Genomic DNA, 18360 nt, shown 5'->3' on the forward strand with positions numbered 1-18360 from the left:
AACCCATTTTTCTTTTTTTGTTTATTCTATTATTCTTATAAGGAGCTTAGCTCTTTTTTCATTAAGAAGTTACATAGATTAAAAATATTATCATCTAAGAAATTAGAATTAAATTTCAAAGGAATTATAGTAGATAAATTGTAAAATAGCACTTCATTTTTATTAGAATCTATACCTTTTTTTATATCGATATTTATAGTCAGAGAGATTTCATCATAAGTTATAGAGTAATTATCTTTATAGATATTTATATGGTTAAGTGTCCCTGAAAAAATATTGTATTTCATTATTAAATTAGTTTTATTTAACTTATATGACATAGGCAATATTTTAAGTTTTATATTATCAGATTCAATGGAGAGCGGATTTAGTTTATCAGCTAACAAATCTTTTATTTTAAATATTTTGGCTAAATAATAAATATCTTCATAATTATGAAGAAGTATTTTATCTTTTAAATCATTATCTTGAGTAGATTCAAACTCTTTGTAAAGCTCTACACTTTCTTTTCCTGATATAGTGTCATTTCTATTAATTCCAATGTATTTTTCTATAGTTTTAAGTTTACAATCTAATAGAGAGAGTTTTTCTTTATATGGCTTTACTAATCTTAAGATATCAATATCATCAGCTTTATCTAAAGAAAAATCTATATTATGTTTTTGAAATCTAGAATTTAAAAAAGGAATATCGAATGTAAAACCATTAAAGGTTATATGTTTATTAAATGAAGAAATTTCATTAATAAAAGCTAGTAGAAGTTCTTTTTCTTCATCTTCATTTAAAGCAAAAAATTGCTTTATTATGGTTTTATTGCATTCATTATAAACAATTCCAATCAATATAACTTTACAGAATTTAGAACTAAGTCCGGTTGTTTCTATATCAAAGACAAAGTGGTTGTCAGGAATATCTATAAAATCATCAGATATATGTGTAATAATCTCCATAAAATTTCTCCTTTTTGGGATTCTATATTATAATAGTTTGGTAATATTATAAAATATTATATAAATATTATAAAGTAATTAAATAATACTTCAAGGTGGTAACTATGATAAATATAGATAGATTAAATGAAAATCAGAAAGATGCAGTAAATCATATAGATGGTCCATGTATGGTTCTAGCAGGACCTGGGTCAGGAAAGACAAGAGTTATAACTTATAGGATTGCAAATATGGTTGTAAATCATAATATAAAGCCAACAAGCATACTTGCAATAAGCTTTACAAAAGCATCTTCTACAGAAATGAAAAATAGGGCAATTTCATTAAGCCAAGATCCTAGAATTCATAAGGTTACATATGGAACATTTCATTCAGTATTCTTTAGAATACTAAGGCATTTTGAAAAATATAATTTAGATAGTATTTTAGATGAAAAATCTAAAAGATTAGCTATAAAGGGAATTTTAAAAAGCTTAAATGTTGAGAATGGAGAAGATGATGAAGTTGTAGGACAACTTATCAATGAAATTTCTTTTGTGAAAAATGAATTAATGGATAAAGGAGATTTTAATTCAGAGGTAGTAAGTAAAGATGAATTTATAAAAGCATACAACTTATATGAGGAGCATAAGAATCAAATTAAAAAAATTGATTTTGATGACATGTTACTTAGAACTTATTATTTACTAAAAAATAATTCTAAAGCTTTAGAAACTGTGAGAAGTGTATATAGATATATTTTAGTAGATGAGTTCCAAGATATAAATAAAGTACAGTTTGAAGTTTTGAAGTTAATTTCAAATCCTTTAAATAATATTTTTGTAGTTGGAGATGAAGACCAAAGTATATATGGATTTAGAGGCGCAAGACCAGATTTTTTATTAGAATTTGAAGAGTACTTCTCAGGTACTACAAAAGTTATGTTGGATATAAATTATAGATCTAAAGGTGAAATCATAGATGTAGCAAATAGATTAATTGAAAAGAACTCTAATAGATACGAAAAAGTGATTAAATGTAGTCAAGGTAATGGTGGAAGTATTAGTTATATAGCACCAAAAGATTCTGAAGAAGAAGCAGTACTTATAGGAAAAGAAATTCTAGAAGAAATAAAAAAAGATTTTGTAGAATACAGTGATTTTGCAGTTATATATAGAACTAATATACAATCAAGAGCATTAGTTGATGTATTTATGGATATGAGAATTCCTTTTGTAGTTAAGGACTCTATAGTAACTATATATGATCATTGGGCAGCTCAAGATATATTAGCATATTTAAGGTTAGGGCTTGATTCTAGTTTAAGTAAAGATTGGGTAAGGATTATAAATAAACCATTTAGATATATATCTAGAGATTGTATTAATAGTATTAAGGATGAAAAAGATTTCGTTAACTCTTTAATAACAAAGTGTAATCTACATCCTAAACAAGTAAAAACTATAAATGATTTAGATATAGATTTAAGTTACCTAAAAACTTTAAATCCTCAAAATGCTATTTCTTATATTAGGACAAGTTTAGAATATGATATGTATATACTAGATTATTGTTCAAATAGAAAAATTAAGTCAAATGGTCTAATTGAAATTTTAAATGAATTAGAAAGCTCGGCAACAAATTTCAAAACTATAAAAGAATATTTAGAACACATAGATAGAGTAAAATCAGAAGTAGTAGGAAATAAAAATAAAGATCAGGGTGATGGGGTAATATTTACAACCATGCACAGTGCTAAAGGATTAGAGTTTAAAAATGTATATATAATAGGTGTTAACGAAGGAACTATACCTCATGAAAAGTCTTATGATTTAGATGATGATAGTAAAAAAGATGAGCAGATTGAAGAGGAAAGAAGACTTATGTATGTAGCAATTACAAGAGCTGAAGATAAACTATGCATAAGCTCACCTCAAAATAAATATGGAAGAAAAGTCTCTGTTTCTACCTTTATAGATGATATAAAGGCCCCTACTAAAGAAGAAATGGATAGTATATCTATAGGAGATACGATTTATCATAAAAGGTTTAAAGAAGGAACTATAGTTGCTAAAGATGGTGACTCTATAAGAGTTAAATTTGCTGATGGAACTAGAATTTTAAATTATAGAGTATGTATACTAAATAATGTAATACATGTATAATGTAGAAAAAGTAATAGATTAAAGTATTTTTAATTTATAAAAAAATAAAAATACATAAAAATATTAAAATAAAATTGACTACTTCTGTATATAACACTACAATTGTATTAACAATTTTAAATTAAAAAATCCTGAGAAAAAGAGAGTAACCTAAGTGGATTTTCAGCGAGCTAGGAAATGGTGTGAGCCTAGTATTGAGATTTAGTGTGAAAAGAGCTTTGGAGGAGATTATCAGAAATAAAGTATGATAATTGGTGTGCCCGCCTTAAGGGATAGAGAGGATAAGTAATACTTATCAAAAAGAGTGGTAACGCGGATATAATTCGTCTCTTAGTCATTATGACTAAGAGACTTTTTTAATTACAGGAAATTTTAATTTTCTGTACCGTTTAACTCAAATTTTGATATGTAGAATTTATCAAAAAGAGTGGTAACGCGGTAATTCGTCTCTTGGCTATTAGCTAAGGGACTTTTTTATTACAAATATTCGCTATATCTTATAACTTGTTGATTATAAAATTAGGTATATTGGAAAAGCGGAACTTTTGAAGATTATATATTTATAAATTAATAGGGGGTTGGATTATGAAGAGAATAAAAAAATTACTAGGGTTAGCATTAACGTTGACTTTATCATTAGGAATGGTGGCTTGTAGTTCTTCTAAAGGAGATGAAAAAGAAGTCGTAGATAAATTACAACAAATAAAAGATTCAGGAAAAATAGTTTTGGCAACTAGTGCAGAGTACTCACCATATGAATTCCATACAATGGTAGATGGAAAAGATACAATAGTTGGATTTGATGTTATGATAGCTCAAGAAATAGCAGATGAAATAGGTGTAGAATTAGAGTTTATAGATATGGATTTTGATGGATTACTAGGGGCACTAAATGCAGAAAAGGCGGATGTGGTATTAGCTTGTATGACTCCGAATCCAGAAAGATTAGAAAGTGCTGATTTCTCAGAATTATACTATACAGATAAAAATGTAGTTATTGTAAAAAAAGGTGAAGAGGATAAAGTTAAATCAGATGTAGATTTAAAAAATATAAAAGTTGGAGTCCAAAGAGGAAGTACTCAAGAATCATTTGTTATTGATGAGTTAGGATGCACAAACTATAAGAGTCTAACTAAAATACCTGACTTAATGTTAGAACTTCAAAATGGAAATATAGATGCAATAGTAACAGGAAAAAATGTGGCAGCTATAAATGTTCAAAATTACATCAATGTAGCTATAGGCAATAGCAACGTAGGAGTAAATTGTGAGGAGAGTGCAGCTGTGGCATTAAAGAAATCTGATAATAATGATTCATTAATAGAGTTAATAAACAATGTTATAAAAAAATTACAAGATGAAGGAAAAACAGATCAATATATGCAAGAAGCTATAAAATTAGCTGATGAACAATAGGCATAAATAAATTAGGGGATGATAATATGGATTTTGGTTTTTTAAGTAAATATATTAGTTTATTTGTTGAAGGTACATCGGTAACAGTAGCAATATCGTTAGTGGCTTTAATATTTGGCTGTATTATAGGTATGTTTATCTGTTTAATGAAGTTATCAACTTTTAAGGCATTAAAAGTAATTGCTACAACTTATATTGAAATATTAAGAGGTACGCCGTTATTTGTACAAATATATATAATTTATTTTGGATTACCTCAAATAGGAATAGATTTCCCAAGTATATTTGGTATATCTAGCGATTTTATATCAGGTGCTTTTGCGTTATCAATTAACTCAGGGGCGTATGTAGCAGAAATTTTAAGATCAGGAATACAGTCGGTTGATAAAGGTCAAATGGAAGCTAGTAGATCTTTAGGATTGGGGTATGCATCAACTATGAGATATGTAATAATACCTCAGGCTATAAAAAATATATTGCCATCTTTAGCAAATGAATTTATAACACTTGTAAAAGAGTCAGCAATAATTTCTGTTATAGGTGTAAGAGAGATAATGTTCACAGCATCGATAGTGAAAAATAAAACTTTTAAACCATTAGAGCCTTTAATCATAGCTGCGATTATATATTTTGTATTAACATTTACACTATCTAAATTAGTAGGGAAATTTGAGAAAAAACTTGCTAAGGCTAATGCATAAAATAATTAGAAGGAAAGTGATAATATGATTACAATAAAAAATTTAAATAAATCATTTGGGGATGTACATGTATTAAAAGGAATAGACTTAGAGATAGATAAAGGTGAAATAATGGCTATAGTTGGGCCAAGTGGTTCAGGAAAAAGTACTCTATTAAGATGTATGAACTTATTAGAAGTCCCAACTGGAGGAGAAATAATATTTGAAGGTAGTAATATAGCTGATAAAAAAGTTAATATAGATGAGATTAGACAAAAAATAGGGATGGTATTTCAAAACTTCAATTTGTTTCCTCACAAAACCGTATTAGAAAATATAACATTAGCTCCAATTCTATTAAAGAAAATGAGCAAGGTAGAGGCAGACAAAAAAGCTGAATACTTATTAGATAGAGTTGGGCTTTTAGATAAAAAAGATGTATACCCAGCCCAATTATCAGGAGGTCAAAAACAAAGAATAGCTATAGCAAGAGCCCTTGCTATGGAGCCTGATATGATATTATTTGACGAACCAACTTCAGCCCTAGATCCTGAGATGGTAAAAGAGGTACTAGATGTTATAAAGGAACTGGCAAAAGAGGGAATGACTATGGCAATAGTAACCCATGAAATGGGATTTGCAAAAGAAGTAGCAGATAGAGTTATATTTGTAGATAGTGGTAAGATATTAGAAGATGACACTCCAGAAGCAGTATTTAACAATCCTACACATCCTAGAACGCAAGAATTTCTAGCTAAAATATTAGCTTAGTATATAGGCACATTAGGTATTTATTAAAAAATTTTAGGGTAGCAGATTAAAAATATATGATTGATTAAATTAATATTACTTTATGGCAATGATAATATAAAATCAATGTTAGGAATGAGTAATTTTATTAATAGATATAAACCAGAATAAATAAACATCCACTTTTCCATAAGATAAATACATTCTATAGGAAATAAGAATATAGTGAAAAAGTGGATGTTTATAATATATAGAAACTAAGTAACTACAGTAAGTATAGTCTCTTACTACATCTAATTTAGTTTTAATATTTTTTAGTAGTAAATTCCTTCCTCGAAATAATCTTTTATTTCATTTAGATTATTTGTTTTTCCAAGAGCAAGTATTAACTTTAGTCTTGCTTTGTGACCTGGTAGGTCTCCTCCAAAGATGCATCCTAGATTTCTTAAGTCTCTTCCCGAACCTAAGTATCCGTAACTGTCGAAAACTCTACCTGAGTGACATCTTGAAACTATTACTACAGGTATATTATTTTCTCTAGCATATTTTACACCGTCATACATTTTAGGAGGGATATTACCTCTACCCATTGCTTCTATTACAATTCCTTTATATCCATTATCTACAGCTAGCTTTATGAATGTTTCGTCCATACCTACAGCTGCTTTAAATAATGCTACATTAGGCTCTACAGTATCTGTATCAATGATTGTTCTTTTAGCTATGTGTTTATATAAAAGAAGTTCATTACAATCTATTACACCTAAAGGTCCTCCAGTAACAGATTGGAAAGTATTTAAAGCTAATGTATCTGTTTTTGTAGCTTCAGACGCAGCTATAACTTCGTTATTTAATACAATTAGAACTCCCTTTCCACGAGCGCTATCTGATATAGCTGTACAAACTGCACCAGATAAGTTGCTTGGTCCATCATATCCAAGCTCAGAGCTACTTCTCATAGCACCTGTAACTATTACAGGTTTATCATTATCTATAGTTAAATCTAAGAAATAGGCAGTTTCTTCTAAACTATCAGTCCCATGTGTAATTACAACACCACAAATATCTTCTCTTTCTAATAAGTTATTTACATAATGTTTTAATTCCATCATTCTTTCAGGTGTCATATGAGGTCCTGGAATTTCATCGAAATTTAAAACTTCAACATCAGCAACTTTATCAATATTAGTTACCATAGACATTATTTGTTCCCCAGATAAAGTAGGTATTGCAGCTCCAACTTTTTCGTCAACAGTCATAGATATAGTTCCACCAGTGAAAACTATAGCAACTTTCTTCTTATTAGTCATAATATTCCACCTCTTTATTTACTAAATTAATATTCTTACTACTAAATATAAATTATAGCAAAAACAATAAAACTAATCTATCATCTTACAAAATAAAAAAGTTCCTTTAATTGTAAAAATAAGCAAAAAAAAAGAGCTGGGGAAGCTCTTTTTTTCTGTTTAAGTTGATTTCCGTTATCACCTTAAACTAATGGATATAAAGTATATCCGTTCAAAAGGGGTATTGGGAATAGAGATTTTAATTAAGGTTATCAGGGGGATAACCATGTATTAATAATAACAATATTCGACAAGAAAATCAATAGTTTTTCAAAAAAAAATATACTTTTTTTGTTAAATCTATGTTAAATATATAATAAATATTTGTAAAAATGCAAAAAAATACCTACTTCATTTTCCGATCAGAAGTAGGTGTTAAATGAATATAAAAGTATTCATTTAAAAGGGGTATTGGGAATAGAGATTTTACTAAGGTTATCAGGGGGATAACCATGTATTAATAATAGCAATCTTCGACAACAAAAGCAATAGTTTTACAAAAAAAGTTAAAAAAAGTTTTCGACAAAGTAGTAAGAGTAGAAAAATATTAAAAAACTTAGGTTTTAGTGGTATAATAAAAAGATGTGAATAAATATAGTAATTGCAAAGATTAGGATAAATTTTATTTAGAGAGTATTTTTGTAATTAATTTATAAATTTGTCAAAACTAAAAGAGGAAGAATATAAAACTTATTAATGAAAGAAAGTTGGTGTAGTATATGGAAATATATTTAGATAACAGTGCTACAACTAAACCGTATCAAGAAGTTGTAGATAAAATGGTTTATGCCCTTACTACTGATTATGCAAATCCTTCTTCATTACATAGAAAAGGTATAGAAGTAGAAAAAAATATAAAAGCAATAAGACAAGATATCGCTAGAACTATAGGTGTGAAAGATAAAGAAATATATTTCACATCAGGTGGAACGGAATCTAATAACGCTATAATAAGAGGCGTTGCTAATTTATATAAAAAAAGAAAGAATCACATAATATCAACTGTAATAGAACATCCATCAGTTTTAAATACTTTAAAGGACTTGGAGGAAGATGGATTTGAAGTTACATATTTAAATGTTGATAAAGAAGGTAAAATTAACATAGAAGAATTAAAAAATTCTATCAAACCAAGTACGAGTTTAATAACCATAATGCATGTAAATAATGAAATAGGGACTATACAACCTATAGAAGAAATAGGAAAGTATTTGAAGACGTTAAAAGAAAAAGTATATTTCCATGTAGATGCAGTTCAATCATATGCTAAGGTAAACTTTAAGCCTTCAAGGTACAATATAGACTTTATGAGTGTTAGTGGACACAAATTACATGGTCCAAAAGGAATAGGATTTATGTATATAAAGGAAAACAACAGATTAAAGCCTATACTTACAGGTGGGGGTCAAGAAATAGGAATAAGATCTGGTACAGAAAATGTTCCTGGTATCTATGGATTAGGTGAAGCAGTAAAAATACTAAATAAAGATCTAAACAAAACTATAGAAAAAGTTGCGAAATTAAAGAATCTATTAAAAGAAGAAATAGTAAAAAATATAGATGATATAAAAATAAATTCACCAGAAGGTGGTGTTTGCCATATATTAAATATTTCATTTAAAGATGTAAGAGGAGAAGTATTACTTCATTACTTAGAGCAAAAAGGAATATATGTATCAACTGGTTCTGCATGTTCATCTAAGAAAAAAGGTAGCCATGTATTAAATGCAATAGGACTTACGTCAAATGAAATAGAAGGTGCAATAAGATTTAGTTTATCAGACTTAAATACAGAAGAAGAAATCATAGAGGTTGTAAAAATTCTAAAAGAATCAGTAAGTGATTTAAGAATGATAATAAGAAGGAGATAATTATTAATAAATTTGAATTATTAATTATAAATTATGAAAACCTATGAAAATAGGCAGAGACATTAAAAATATAACTAAGAGGTGACCAATTTGTATAATATACTAATAGTTAAGTACGGAGAAATAGGTGTAAAAGGAAAGAACAGATACCTATTTGAAAATAAGCTAGTAAAAAACGTTAAGAATATGCTAAAACCTATAGGAAAGTTTGATGTATATAAAGAATACGGAAGAATATACGTTAACCTAGAAGACCATGACTACGAAGAAGTGGCAGAAGAAGTAAGAAAGGTATTTGGTATAGTAGGCGTTTGTCCAGCAATAAGAGCTGAAAAAGACTACGATAAGTTAAAGGAACTAGCACTTCAAGTACTAGAAGAAAAAATAGCATCAGGTGCTAAGACTTTCAAAGTAGAATCGAAAAGAGGAGATAAAGATTTTAAATTTACTTCTCAAGAAATGAGTATAGATATAGCTGGATTCTTAGTATCTAAAGTTCATGATAGAATAGGTGTAGATATAAGAAAGCCAGAAACTAAGATAGTATGTGAGTACAGACAAAATCACGTAATGGTATACAGTGATACAATACCAGGATATGGTGGATTACCACTTGGAACTAATGGTAGAGCAATGTCTCTTTTATCTGGAGGTATAGATTCTCCAGTTGCATCGTGGATGGTTGCTAAAAGAGGTATGGAGATAGAAGCAATACATTTCCATACATATCCATTCACTAGTGAAAAATCACAAGAGAAGGTAAGAGACTTAGCTAGAATATTATCTAAATACTGTGGAAGACTTAGACTTCATAAAGTAAACATATTAGAAATACAAAAAGCTATAGGAATGAATTGTAATGACGAAGAAATGACTATAATATCAAGAAGATTCATGATGAGAATAGCTCAAGCAGTAGCAGAAAGCAGAAGATGTGACGCTTTAGTTACAGGAGAGAGTATAGGACAAGTTGCATCTCAAACTATACAAGGATTAACTTGCACAAATGCATCTGTAACTATGCCAGTGTTTAGACCATTAATAGCTATGGATAAGACGGAAATAATAGATATAGCTCAAAAAATAGGAACTTTTGAAACTTCTATATTACCAGAAGAAGATTGTTGTACAGTTTTCGCACCTAAGAAACCTGTAACTAAACCAAGATTAGAGAGAATAGAGAAATCAGAAGAAAAATTAGATGTAGAAAAGTTAATACAAGATGCTATAGATAACATAGAAGTAGAAGATATAGAATTTTAATAAAAAAAAGAGCTTTTAATTTTAGGCTATGTTATCTTACTTTGTGATAAATAATATAATTTAGTTCACAATTGTTATATAATACGAAATAAGGATAATTTTGATAATATATAGATATATTGAAACTTAATAAGATAAATGTAAATTTGATTGGAAAATTAAAAATGTACAACTACTTGTGCAAAATACACTGCAGTTTAGTCTGCAGTGTATTTTTGTGCCCATTCATTAATTGAAGTTAATATAGGAATAAAGTCTTTTCCCATTTCAGTAAGAGAATACTCTACTTTTGGAGGTACTACAGGGTAAACTTCTCTGTGTATTATGCCATAACTTTCAAGCAAACGAAGATCCTTAGTCAGGTTGGCTTCTGTAACATTTGGAAGTTTTCGCCTAATTTCGCTAAAACGTAATGTACCCTCGGATAATATGTATATGATTATCATTGTCCATTTTCCCTGAATTGCTTTTGATATTCTTGCTAGAGGACAATTATCAGTATCAAACCATAATTTATTCATTGGAATCCTCCTATGCTATCAAAAATGATAGTACCTATTAAATAATATTGTACTTTTTATAAATAAGTATACTATGTATACTTAAGAAAGTAAAAACAAATTTTAAAATATTAGATTGGAGGATAGCTGTATGAGTAATTGTGTAGAATGGATTGAAGATATGCTAGGAGCAATAAAAGAATCACAAAATCCTCAGGTAAGTAGTATGATTGAATTTTGCGGAAAGGCATGTGCTTCACGAAAAAATGCGGAAGAAGGAATGCGCCAGTTGAAAGTTTCAGCTACAAATTGCAATACACGAGCAGACTATGTAGCTCTTCTAAACGAAAATATACCAGTAACAATAAGGGAAGTAGAGGATGGTATTATAATGCATCTTGGAAAAGAAAAGTGTTCGTGTCCAATAGCATCTGAGATTTCAAAAAATGAAGATATGTTGTGTGAATGTACTCGTGGACATGAAAAAGCTGTCTGGAGTAATTTTTTTGGTAAGCCTGTAGACGTAGAGATTGTAGAGAGTTTTCTACGTGGAGGAAATGATTGTGTAATAAAAATACTTGTTTAGATAATAAGTATGCAAAATTAGTTAGACAAAATAGTATGTAGTTGAAAAGGAGAATAATACAATATGGAAACATTAAAAGCAATTTCACTTAGAAAGTCAGTTAGATCATATAAACCAGAACAAATTTCAGATGAAGTATTAGAAATCATTATAAATTCAGCTTTCAAAGCTCCAATAGCGTCTGCTAAATATGACTCATTGCATATTACAGTGATACAAAATACTGAAATAATAAAGAAAATGGTTGTTGAAGCTGCAGAGATGGTATCCAAAATGATAAATAAAAAGCTAGATTGGGATTTTGGGGCTCCAACATTAATTATTGTTTCTTCAACACCTGCAATGATGCCAGGAATTGAATTTGCAAATGCTGCATGTGTACTTGAAAATATGGTTCTTGCAGCTACGGATCAAAAAGTGGATAGTCTTATTTGGGGAGGTCCTACAGGTATAATTAAGCAGGATGCATTGTTAAAAAAATCACTGGGAATTCCAGATGAATTTAGTCCTGTATTATGTGCTTCATTTGGATATGCAACAGATTATGAAGAACCAAAAGAACATACCATCTCTGTAAATAGGGTATAAATGAATAATCAAGAAGTTATATTTTATAGATTTTAAAATACATTAGGATTTAAAACATCTTGTATGTAATAAAATAGTAAATTTTTTGCTAATTAATTAAATGGCAACTAAATTAGGTTATAATTTTATCTAATGTAGTTGCTATTTTTAATATAAGAGCAGATATACTATTATTTAGAATAGTATCTATAAAATAATTATTTAGGAGGAAAGAAATGTTAAATCTTACAAAAGAAATAGTTAAACAGGATTTTGATACACTACCTGAAAATTATAAAACTAAAGATATTGACCGTCTTATATCACATTATGTTAGGTAACATGCTGATGTAAGTAATTTAAGACCCTATATTCTTACAGAGCCTCAGACTCTGCATCGAATTTATTACTATGTTTCATTGAAACAAATTAAAGATGTATATGAGAGAATGGAATTTATTCATCAGAATCTGTACTTTTCAGATTGGTGGCATACAGATCAATTGATCAAGTTTGTCTCAGATATGGATTTTGACACAGCATATGGATATGTAAAAGAATATGTGACTTATGATGATCCATTTGTCAGACGATGGGCATATGTGATGTTTATATCTAAGCTTGGAAGAGGGCATGCACAACAGTTATTTCCGCTGATTTATGACGATGATCAATATTATGTACAGATGACAGAGGCTTGGCTTATTGCAGAACTGGCAGTTTATGAGCCACAGGATGTATTATATTGGATGAAAATTAATGGACTTCGATATGATATTAATGGGAAAGCAATCCAAAAAATATGTGATTCATACAGGATTACTGATAACTGGAAGAGCAGATTTAAAGATTTAAGAGCAGAACTAAAAAATAATATACTCTAGATAGATAAAATCCTTCCGAAGTTTGTACAACGGAAGGATCTTCTTATTAGACTTATTAGATATTAAGATTGTTCAGTAAATTCTCTAATCCAGGATAGGCATATCCAGATTTGATTTCAGTAATCGAATAACTTACATAACTAGCCATGTAAAGAGGTTCTTTTTTCATAAGATCTTCTGCCTCTTCTTTAGAAGTAACCATTACATGAATACCCTTAAATCCATTAAAATCACCAGTGCCTGCAATAAGAAATTTTAAGACCTTATAATAATTTTAATGCTGCTATAGTAAGGTATCACTGTTTTCAGGTAAATCCTTTTTCAATCTGGTAATCACTAATTGATAGTTCATATGGTTACTCCTTATATTTATAATATTTAAGTTTAATTTTTTAACTTATGTGTTTATTATATTTGATACGTTGTCACTTTAAAAGTATGTTATTTTTTAATAGATACTATCAAAAAAGATAGTACCTATTTTTTATAGTACTTTTGTTTTTCTGCAATACTAGTTATATTATATATAAAAAATAAGTTATATTTATAGATTTTAAAGAATAGGAGAATCTAACATATGTCAAATTACAACTTAGTAAACTTAGGTAAATTTACAGACTTAAAAGATAAAGAATCAGTATTTGGGAAAGGAAGACTTTTTACTGGAAAAGGTTTAGGACTTACATCATGTGAAGTTTCTGTAAATGTTATGCCTGATGGTAAAGCCTCTCCTTTTGTATATTCACACAAAAATAACGAAGAGCTTTACGTTATTATTCAAGGTAAAGGAACTTTCTACATTGATGGATAAGAATTACCTGTCCAAGAAGGAAGTATGATTAGAGTTGCTCCAGCTGGTGAACGTGCAATAAAAGCAGATGAGGAATTAGTTTATATTTGTATGAAAGCTGAAGAAAATAGCTTAACTGAAGGTCCAATGTAAGATGGAATTATACTAGACAAAAAAACATCTTGGATGTAATAAAGTAATTAAAGTTTTGTAAAAAAATTAGTGTCTATATGAAACTAAATAGTGTAATCATAATGTATACTAAAATTAATGCACAATTTTAATATATTGCGAATAATTTATAGTAAATTAAATGAATAACCATATCTTAGGATTTAATATATTGAAAATACTAAGATATGGTTATTTTTATGTTATATTTATCACGAAGAAAGCTAACATATCCTAATTTTAAAATTAAAAGCTCTTTTTTATGCCTAAATTTAGTACTAATTACGTAACCGAAATAAATTTAAATTCATATTATATTAATGTAAAAAATATAAAGGGGGTGTATTATATGACAAGAAAAGAATTGAAAACTAAATCTAAACAACAATTAAAAGGTAACTGGTGGACAGCTATAGGAGTTATATTAATCGTTACCGTTATTACAGGATGCTTAAGTTTTTTAAGTACAAAATATGATGATGGTATATGGACTCCTACATTATTATGTATAGTTGCTTTTTTAATTACGGCACCATTAGGATTAGGCCAATCTATATTCTTTTTAAAATTAGCCAAAGATAAAGAGGGTAAATGCTCAGATGTATTTTTAGGATATAAAAATTTCTTAAAAGTTATAGGTGTATCAATTCTAATGGAAATAATTATATGTATAGGTTTTATTATATTGATTATACCAGGTATTATCTTATCTATTATGTATTCTCAAGTGTATTATATATTAGCTGAAAATCCTAGTATAGGAATTGTAGAATGCTTAAAGAAAAGTAGACTAATGATGTGTGGTCAAAAGTGGAATTATTTTGTATTAATGTTAAGCTTTATACTATGGGGAATATTAACAGCCATTACATGTGGAATAGCTGGATTGTATGTAGTACCATACTATGAAGCAACATTTACTAATTTTTACCTAGATATAAAAAATAAAACTGAATTAGTTTAATAACAAAAATAAAAGATCAGCTTATGCTGATCTTTTATTAAATATTTCTACTTCGTATTTAGACATTATATCTATAGCTCTATCTATATCGTCTTGAGTTCCGTCCTCAATATTTTTTAATTCATAATCTAAGCCCATGTTTTCCCACTTATGAACTCCCATAGTATGGTATGGTAATATTTCAAATCTTTCTACATTATTTAAAGTACTAACAAACTCAGCTAATTTCTCTAAGTTTTCTTGATCATCGGTAACACCAGGTACTAATACATGTCTTATCCAAACTGGTATGTTTCTATCGCTTAAGTGTCTAGCTAACTTTAAAGTTTTTTCGATTCCAACACCAGTTAATTCTTTTGCTTTTTCCTCAACCATGTGTTTTATATCTAATAAAACTAAGTCAGTATTTTCTAGTACTGGAGCTATTGTATCTATATTTACAAAACCTGAAGTGTCTAAGCATGTATGGATTTTGTTCTTTTTAGCTTTAGCAAATAATTCAGCTAGGAATTCTGGTTGTAGAGTTGCTTCTCCTCCAGATGCTGTTATACCACCACCAGATGCTCTCATATATGAAGAATATTTAAGTGCTTGTGCTATTATTTGATCTGTAGTATATTCAGTACCACATTTTGTATCCCATGTATCTCTGTTATGACAGTATTTACATCTTAATGGACATCCTTGCATAAATAGTATAAATCTTATTCCTGGTCCGTCTACTGTACCAAATGTTTCTATTGAATGAACTCTTCCTTTTATCATCTTATCCACCTCATAAGTATATTTTAAAAATCATATTAAAATGAATTTATTTTATAATAATGGTTAATATATATTATATATTGTATACAAAATTATTTACAACTAAATTATATGATATTTGTTAAGTAAAGTCTATAATTTATATTTAAATTATTTGTATTGTATTATATTACAATAATACCCATAGTTATGTAGATGAAACATTAAATGTTAAAAAATAATAATTATTAAAATTAAAAAAGAGGGAATAAGTAACAAAATAGAATGAGAACAGTATAAAAAAAAGAGTGCAGGTGGATGAGCCTGCACTCTTTTAGACGTAAGTTTAAAAGTTTAAATATTATTGGATGATTGTAATATTTATTTTGTAATTAGTATAGTTATTTATCAGTTATAAATTAAGCCATTTTTCCGTGGAATGTTCTGTTTATAACGTCTAATTGTTGTTCTCTTGTTAATTTTATGAAGTTAACAGCGTATCCTGAAACTCTTATTGTTAATTGTGGATACTCTTCTGGATGTTCCATAGCATCTTCTAAAGTAGCTCTATCAAATACGTTAACGTTTAAGTGATGAGCTCCATCTGCAAAGTATCCGTCCATCATTGCTGATAGGTTAGTTATTCTTTCGTTCATATCTTTTCCTAAAGCACCTGGTACTATAGAGAAAGTATTAGATATACCATCTTGAGAATGCTCGTATGGTAATTTAGCAACTGAAGCTAATGAAGCTAAAGCTCCGTTAGTATCTCTTCCGTGCATTGGGTTAGCTCCTGGAGCAAATGGTTCTCCAGCTCTTCTTCCATCAGGAGTATTACCAGTCTTCTTACCGTAAACAACGTTTGAAGTTATTGTTAATACAGATTGAGTATGAACAGAATCTCTGTAAGTTTTGTTCTTTCTTATTTTGTTCATCATAGATTCAACTAAGTATACAGCTATTTCATCAGCTCTATCATCGTTGTTTCCGTATTTTGGATAGTCTCCTTCTATTTCGAAGTCAACAGCTACACCTTGTTCGTTTCTTATAGTTTTAACTTTAGCATATTTTATAGCTGATAATGAGTCAGCACAAACTGAAAGTCCTGCTATACCACAAGCCATAGTTCTGAATACATCTCTATCATGTAAAGCCATTTCTAATGCTTCATAAGAGTACTTATCATGCATGTAGTGGATTACGTTTAATGTATTTACATAAAGGTTAGCTAACCAATCTGTAAATGGTTCAAATCTAGCCATAACTTCATCGTAGTCTAAGTATTCAGAAGTTATTGGTTCAAATCTTGGTCCAACTTGAGCTAATGATTTTTCATCAACCCCACCGTTTATTGCGTATAATAATGTCTTAGCTAAGTTAACTCTAGCTCCGAAGAACTGCATTTGCTTACCTATTCTCATTGCAGATACACAACAAGCTATACCGTAGTCATCTCCCCAGTATGGTCTCATTAAATCATCATTTTCGTATTGAACTGAACTTGTATCTATAGATACTTTAGAACAGAAGTCTTTAAATCCTTGAGGGAATTTAGTTGACCATAATACTGTTAAGTTTGGTTCTGGAGATGGTCCAAGAGTATAAAGAGTATTTAAAACTCTGAATGAGTTCTTAGTTACTAATGGTCTACCATCAACACCTATACCACCGATTGATTCAGTTACCCAAGTTGGGTCTCCAGAGAATAAATCATTGTAGTCAGGAGTTCTTAAGAACTTAACCATTCTTAATTTCATAACGAAGTGGTCCATTAATTCTTGAACTTCTTCTTCAGTTATAGTTCCGTTAGCTAAATCTCTTTCGAAGTATATATCTAAGAAAGTAGAAGTTCTACCTATAGACATAGCAGCTCCGTTTTGATCTTTTATAGCACCTAAGTAAGCGAAGTATAACCATTGTACAGCTTCTCTTGAGTTAGTTGCTGGCTTAGATATATCGAATCCGTAAGATTCAGCCATTCTTTTTAAAGCTTCTAAAGCTCTTATTTGCTCAGATATTTCTTCTCTTAATCTTATTACATTTTCATCCATGCAAGAAACTTCTAGAGAATCTTTTTGAGCCATTTTATCTTCTATTAATCTATCAACACCGTAAAGTGCAACTCTTCTGTAGTCTCCTATGATTCTACCTCTTCCGTATGCATCTGGAAGTCCTGTTATTATACCAGATCTTCTAGCAGCTCTCATTTCAGAAGTGTAAGCATCGAATACACCTTGGTTGTGAGTTTTTCTATATTTAGTGAATATTTCGCTTATTTCTGGATCACATTCATATCCGTAAGCTTTACAAGAAGTTTCAACCATTCTTATACCACCGTATGGCATAACAGCTCTTTTTAAAGGAGCGTCAGTTTGGAATCCAACAACTGTTTCTAATTCTTTATCTAAGTATCCTGGAGCATAAGCATCTATTCCAGAAACTGTCTTAGTATCAACATCTAATGTTCCGCCATTGTCTCTTTCTTGTTTGAAAAGAACCATAGCTTTTTCCCATAATTTTTTAGTGTTTTCAGTAGCTCCAGCTAAGAAAGAGTCATCTCCTTCATATGGAGTGTAGTTATCTTGGATGAACCCTCTAACATCTATTTCTTTAGTCCATCTACCAGTTTTAAAGCCTTCCCATGCATTCATAGTCATAGTGAAATCCTCCTTGTTTAAATCAGGTATAAGTTTTTATTATATAAATTTTTATCTAGCTAGATTTTTTTTTA

Annotated in this window: 16 protein-coding genes and 1 other annotated feature; of the genes, 11 read left to right on the top strand and 5 right to left on the bottom strand. The window is 29.1% G+C overall.

What is annotated here, in order from left to right:
- Positions 1-35: 35 nt before the first annotated feature.
- Positions 36-950, bottom strand: a complete 915-nt coding sequence (locus H8923_RS12075; protein ID WP_153971880.1) for a ribonuclease H-like domain-containing protein — start codon at positions 948-950, stop codon at positions 36-38.
- 104 nt (positions 951-1054) lie between these two features.
- On the opposite strand from H8923_RS12075, the gene H8923_RS12080 reads away from it, so the two are divergent.
- The 4 genes from H8923_RS12080 (at position 1055) to H8923_RS12095 (ending at position 5961) form a co-directional block, all read left to right on the top strand.
- Positions 1055-3094 carry an ATP-dependent helicase gene (locus H8923_RS12080; protein ID WP_153971879.1) on the top strand — a complete coding sequence of 680 codons (2040 nt, stop codon included), beginning with the start codon at positions 1055-1057 and terminating at the stop codon, positions 3092-3094.
- A gap of 124 nt (positions 3095-3218) precedes the next feature.
- Positions 3219-3428, top strand: a binding site (T-box leader).
- A 251-nt stretch (positions 3429-3679) separates the two neighbouring features.
- The gene (locus H8923_RS12085) at positions 3680-4510 is read left to right on the top strand and encodes a transporter substrate-binding domain-containing protein (RefSeq protein WP_153971878.1); all 831 of its coding nucleotides are present in this window, start codon (positions 3680-3682) and stop codon (positions 4508-4510) included.
- A 26-nt stretch (positions 4511-4536) separates the two neighbouring features.
- Positions 4537-5211 (top strand): amino acid ABC transporter permease, encoded by a 675-nt coding sequence (locus tag H8923_RS12090; protein ID WP_153971877.1) that lies wholly within the window; start codon positions 4537-4539, stop codon positions 5209-5211.
- Between the two features lie 24 nt (positions 5212-5235).
- Positions 5236-5961: an amino acid ABC transporter ATP-binding protein gene (locus tag H8923_RS12095; RefSeq protein WP_153971876.1), complete on the top strand. Its 726-nt coding sequence runs from the start codon at positions 5236-5238 to the stop codon at positions 5959-5961.
- Between the two features lie 293 nt (positions 5962-6254).
- On the opposite strand, the gene H8923_RS12100 is transcribed toward H8923_RS12095, so the two are convergent.
- Entirely contained in the window at positions 6255-7250 is a 996-nt protein-coding gene (locus tag H8923_RS12100; RefSeq protein ID WP_153971875.1) for an asparaginase, read from the bottom strand.
- A gap of 758 nt (positions 7251-8008) precedes the next feature.
- On the opposite strand from H8923_RS12100, the gene H8923_RS12105 reads away from it, so the two are divergent.
- Together H8923_RS12105 and thiI are read left to right on the top strand one after the other, a co-directional pair.
- Positions 8009-9160 carry a cysteine desulfurase family protein gene (locus tag H8923_RS12105; protein ID WP_153971874.1) on the top strand — a complete coding sequence of 384 codons (1152 nt, stop codon included), beginning with the start codon at positions 8009-8011 and terminating at the stop codon, positions 9158-9160.
- 90 nt (positions 9161-9250) lie between these two features.
- A complete protein-coding gene (gene thiI / locus H8923_RS12110; protein WP_153971873.1) occupies positions 9251-10423 on the top strand; it encodes a tRNA uracil 4-sulfurtransferase ThiI in 1173 nt (390 codons plus the stop codon).
- Between the two features lie 197 nt (positions 10424-10620).
- Here the strand turns inward: thiI and H8923_RS12115 are convergent, their stop codons facing one another.
- A complete protein-coding gene (locus H8923_RS12115; RefSeq protein WP_153971872.1) occupies positions 10621-10944 on the bottom strand; it encodes a winged helix-turn-helix transcriptional regulator in 324 nt (107 codons plus the stop codon).
- Between the two features lie 130 nt (positions 10945-11074).
- On the opposite strand from H8923_RS12115, the gene H8923_RS12120 reads away from it, so the two are divergent.
- The 5 genes from H8923_RS12120 (at position 11075) to H8923_RS12140 (ending at position 14885) form a co-directional block, all read left to right on the top strand.
- Positions 11075-11509: a DUF6144 family protein gene (locus tag H8923_RS12120; RefSeq protein ID WP_153971871.1), complete on the top strand. Its 435-nt coding sequence runs from the start codon at positions 11075-11077 to the stop codon at positions 11507-11509.
- A gap of 63 nt (positions 11510-11572) precedes the next feature.
- A complete protein-coding gene (locus tag H8923_RS12125; protein ID WP_153971870.1) occupies positions 11573-12097 on the top strand; it encodes a nitroreductase family protein in 525 nt (174 codons plus the stop codon).
- A 503-nt stretch (positions 12098-12600) separates the two neighbouring features.
- Positions 12601-12960, top strand: a complete 360-nt coding sequence (locus H8923_RS12130) for a DNA alkylation repair protein (protein WP_187127935.1) — start codon at positions 12601-12603, stop codon at positions 12958-12960.
- 577 nt (positions 12961-13537) lie between these two features.
- A complete protein-coding gene (locus H8923_RS17185) occupies positions 13538-13771 on the top strand; it encodes a cupin domain-containing protein (protein WP_207707763.1) in 234 nt (77 codons plus the stop codon).
- 499 nt (positions 13772-14270) lie between these two features.
- Positions 14271-14885: a DUF975 family protein gene (locus H8923_RS12140; RefSeq protein WP_172976728.1), complete on the top strand. Its 615-nt coding sequence runs from the start codon at positions 14271-14273 to the stop codon at positions 14883-14885.
- A gap of 21 nt (positions 14886-14906) precedes the next feature.
- On the opposite strand, the gene pflA is transcribed toward H8923_RS12140, so the two are convergent.
- A complete protein-coding gene (gene pflA, locus H8923_RS12145; RefSeq protein WP_153971866.1) occupies positions 14907-15650 on the bottom strand; it encodes a pyruvate formate-lyase-activating protein in 744 nt (247 codons plus the stop codon).
- Positions 15651-16048: 398 nt separating this feature from the next.
- Positions 16049-18280, bottom strand: a complete 2232-nt coding sequence (pflB, locus tag H8923_RS12150) for a formate C-acetyltransferase (RefSeq protein ID WP_153971988.1) — start codon at positions 18278-18280, stop codon at positions 16049-16051.
- Between the last annotated feature and the right edge of the window lie 80 nt (positions 18281-18360).

The organism is Romboutsia faecis (genome assembly GCF_014323405.1).
GTDB classification, from domain to species: Bacteria; Bacillota; Clostridia; order Peptostreptococcales; family Peptostreptococcaceae; genus Romboutsia_E; species Romboutsia_E faecis.

What these genes read in the sequence shown, in the direction of transcription:
- H8923_RS12075 (WP_153971880.1), bottom strand. Translation starts at nt 950, where the DNA reads ATGGAGATTATTACACATATATCTGATGATTTTATAGATATTCCTGAC.
- H8923_RS12080 (WP_153971879.1), top strand. Translation starts at nt 1,055, where the DNA reads ATGATAAATATAGATAGATTAAATGAAAATCAGAAAGATGCAGTAAAT.
- H8923_RS12085 (WP_153971878.1), top strand. Translation starts at nt 3,680, where the DNA reads ATGAAGAGAATAAAAAAATTACTAGGGTTAGCATTAACGTTGACTTTA.
- H8923_RS12090 (WP_153971877.1), top strand. Translation starts at nt 4,537, where the DNA reads ATGGATTTTGGTTTTTTAAGTAAATATATTAGTTTATTTGTTGAAGGT.
- H8923_RS12095 (WP_153971876.1), top strand. Translation starts at nt 5,236, where the DNA reads ATGATTACAATAAAAAATTTAAATAAATCATTTGGGGATGTACATGTA.
- H8923_RS12100 (WP_153971875.1), bottom strand. Translation starts at nt 7,250, where the DNA reads ATGACTAATAAGAAGAAAGTTGCTATAGTTTTCACTGGTGGAACTATA.
- H8923_RS12105 (WP_153971874.1), top strand. Translation starts at nt 8,009, where the DNA reads ATGGAAATATATTTAGATAACAGTGCTACAACTAAACCGTATCAAGAA.
- H8923_RS12115 (WP_153971872.1), bottom strand. Translation starts at nt 10,944, where the DNA reads ATGAATAAATTATGGTTTGATACTGATAATTGTCCTCTAGCAAGAATA.
- H8923_RS12120 (WP_153971871.1), top strand. Translation starts at nt 11,075, where the DNA reads ATGAGTAATTGTGTAGAATGGATTGAAGATATGCTAGGAGCAATAAAA.
- H8923_RS12125 (WP_153971870.1), top strand. Translation starts at nt 11,573, where the DNA reads ATGGAAACATTAAAAGCAATTTCACTTAGAAAGTCAGTTAGATCATAT.
- H8923_RS12130 (WP_187127935.1), top strand. Translation starts at nt 12,601, where the DNA reads ATGGATTTTGACACAGCATATGGATATGTAAAAGAATATGTGACTTAT.
- H8923_RS17185 (WP_207707763.1), top strand. Translation starts at nt 13,538, where the DNA reads ATGTCAAATTACAACTTAGTAAACTTAGGTAAATTTACAGACTTAAAA.
- H8923_RS12140 (WP_172976728.1), top strand. Translation starts at nt 14,271, where the DNA reads ATGACAAGAAAAGAATTGAAAACTAAATCTAAACAACAATTAAAAGGT.
- pflA (WP_153971866.1), bottom strand. Translation starts at nt 15,650, where the DNA reads ATGATAAAAGGAAGAGTTCATTCAATAGAAACATTTGGTACAGTAGAC.
- pflB (WP_153971988.1), bottom strand. Translation starts at nt 18,280, where the DNA reads ATGAATGCATGGGAAGGCTTTAAAACTGGTAGATGGACTAAAGAAATA.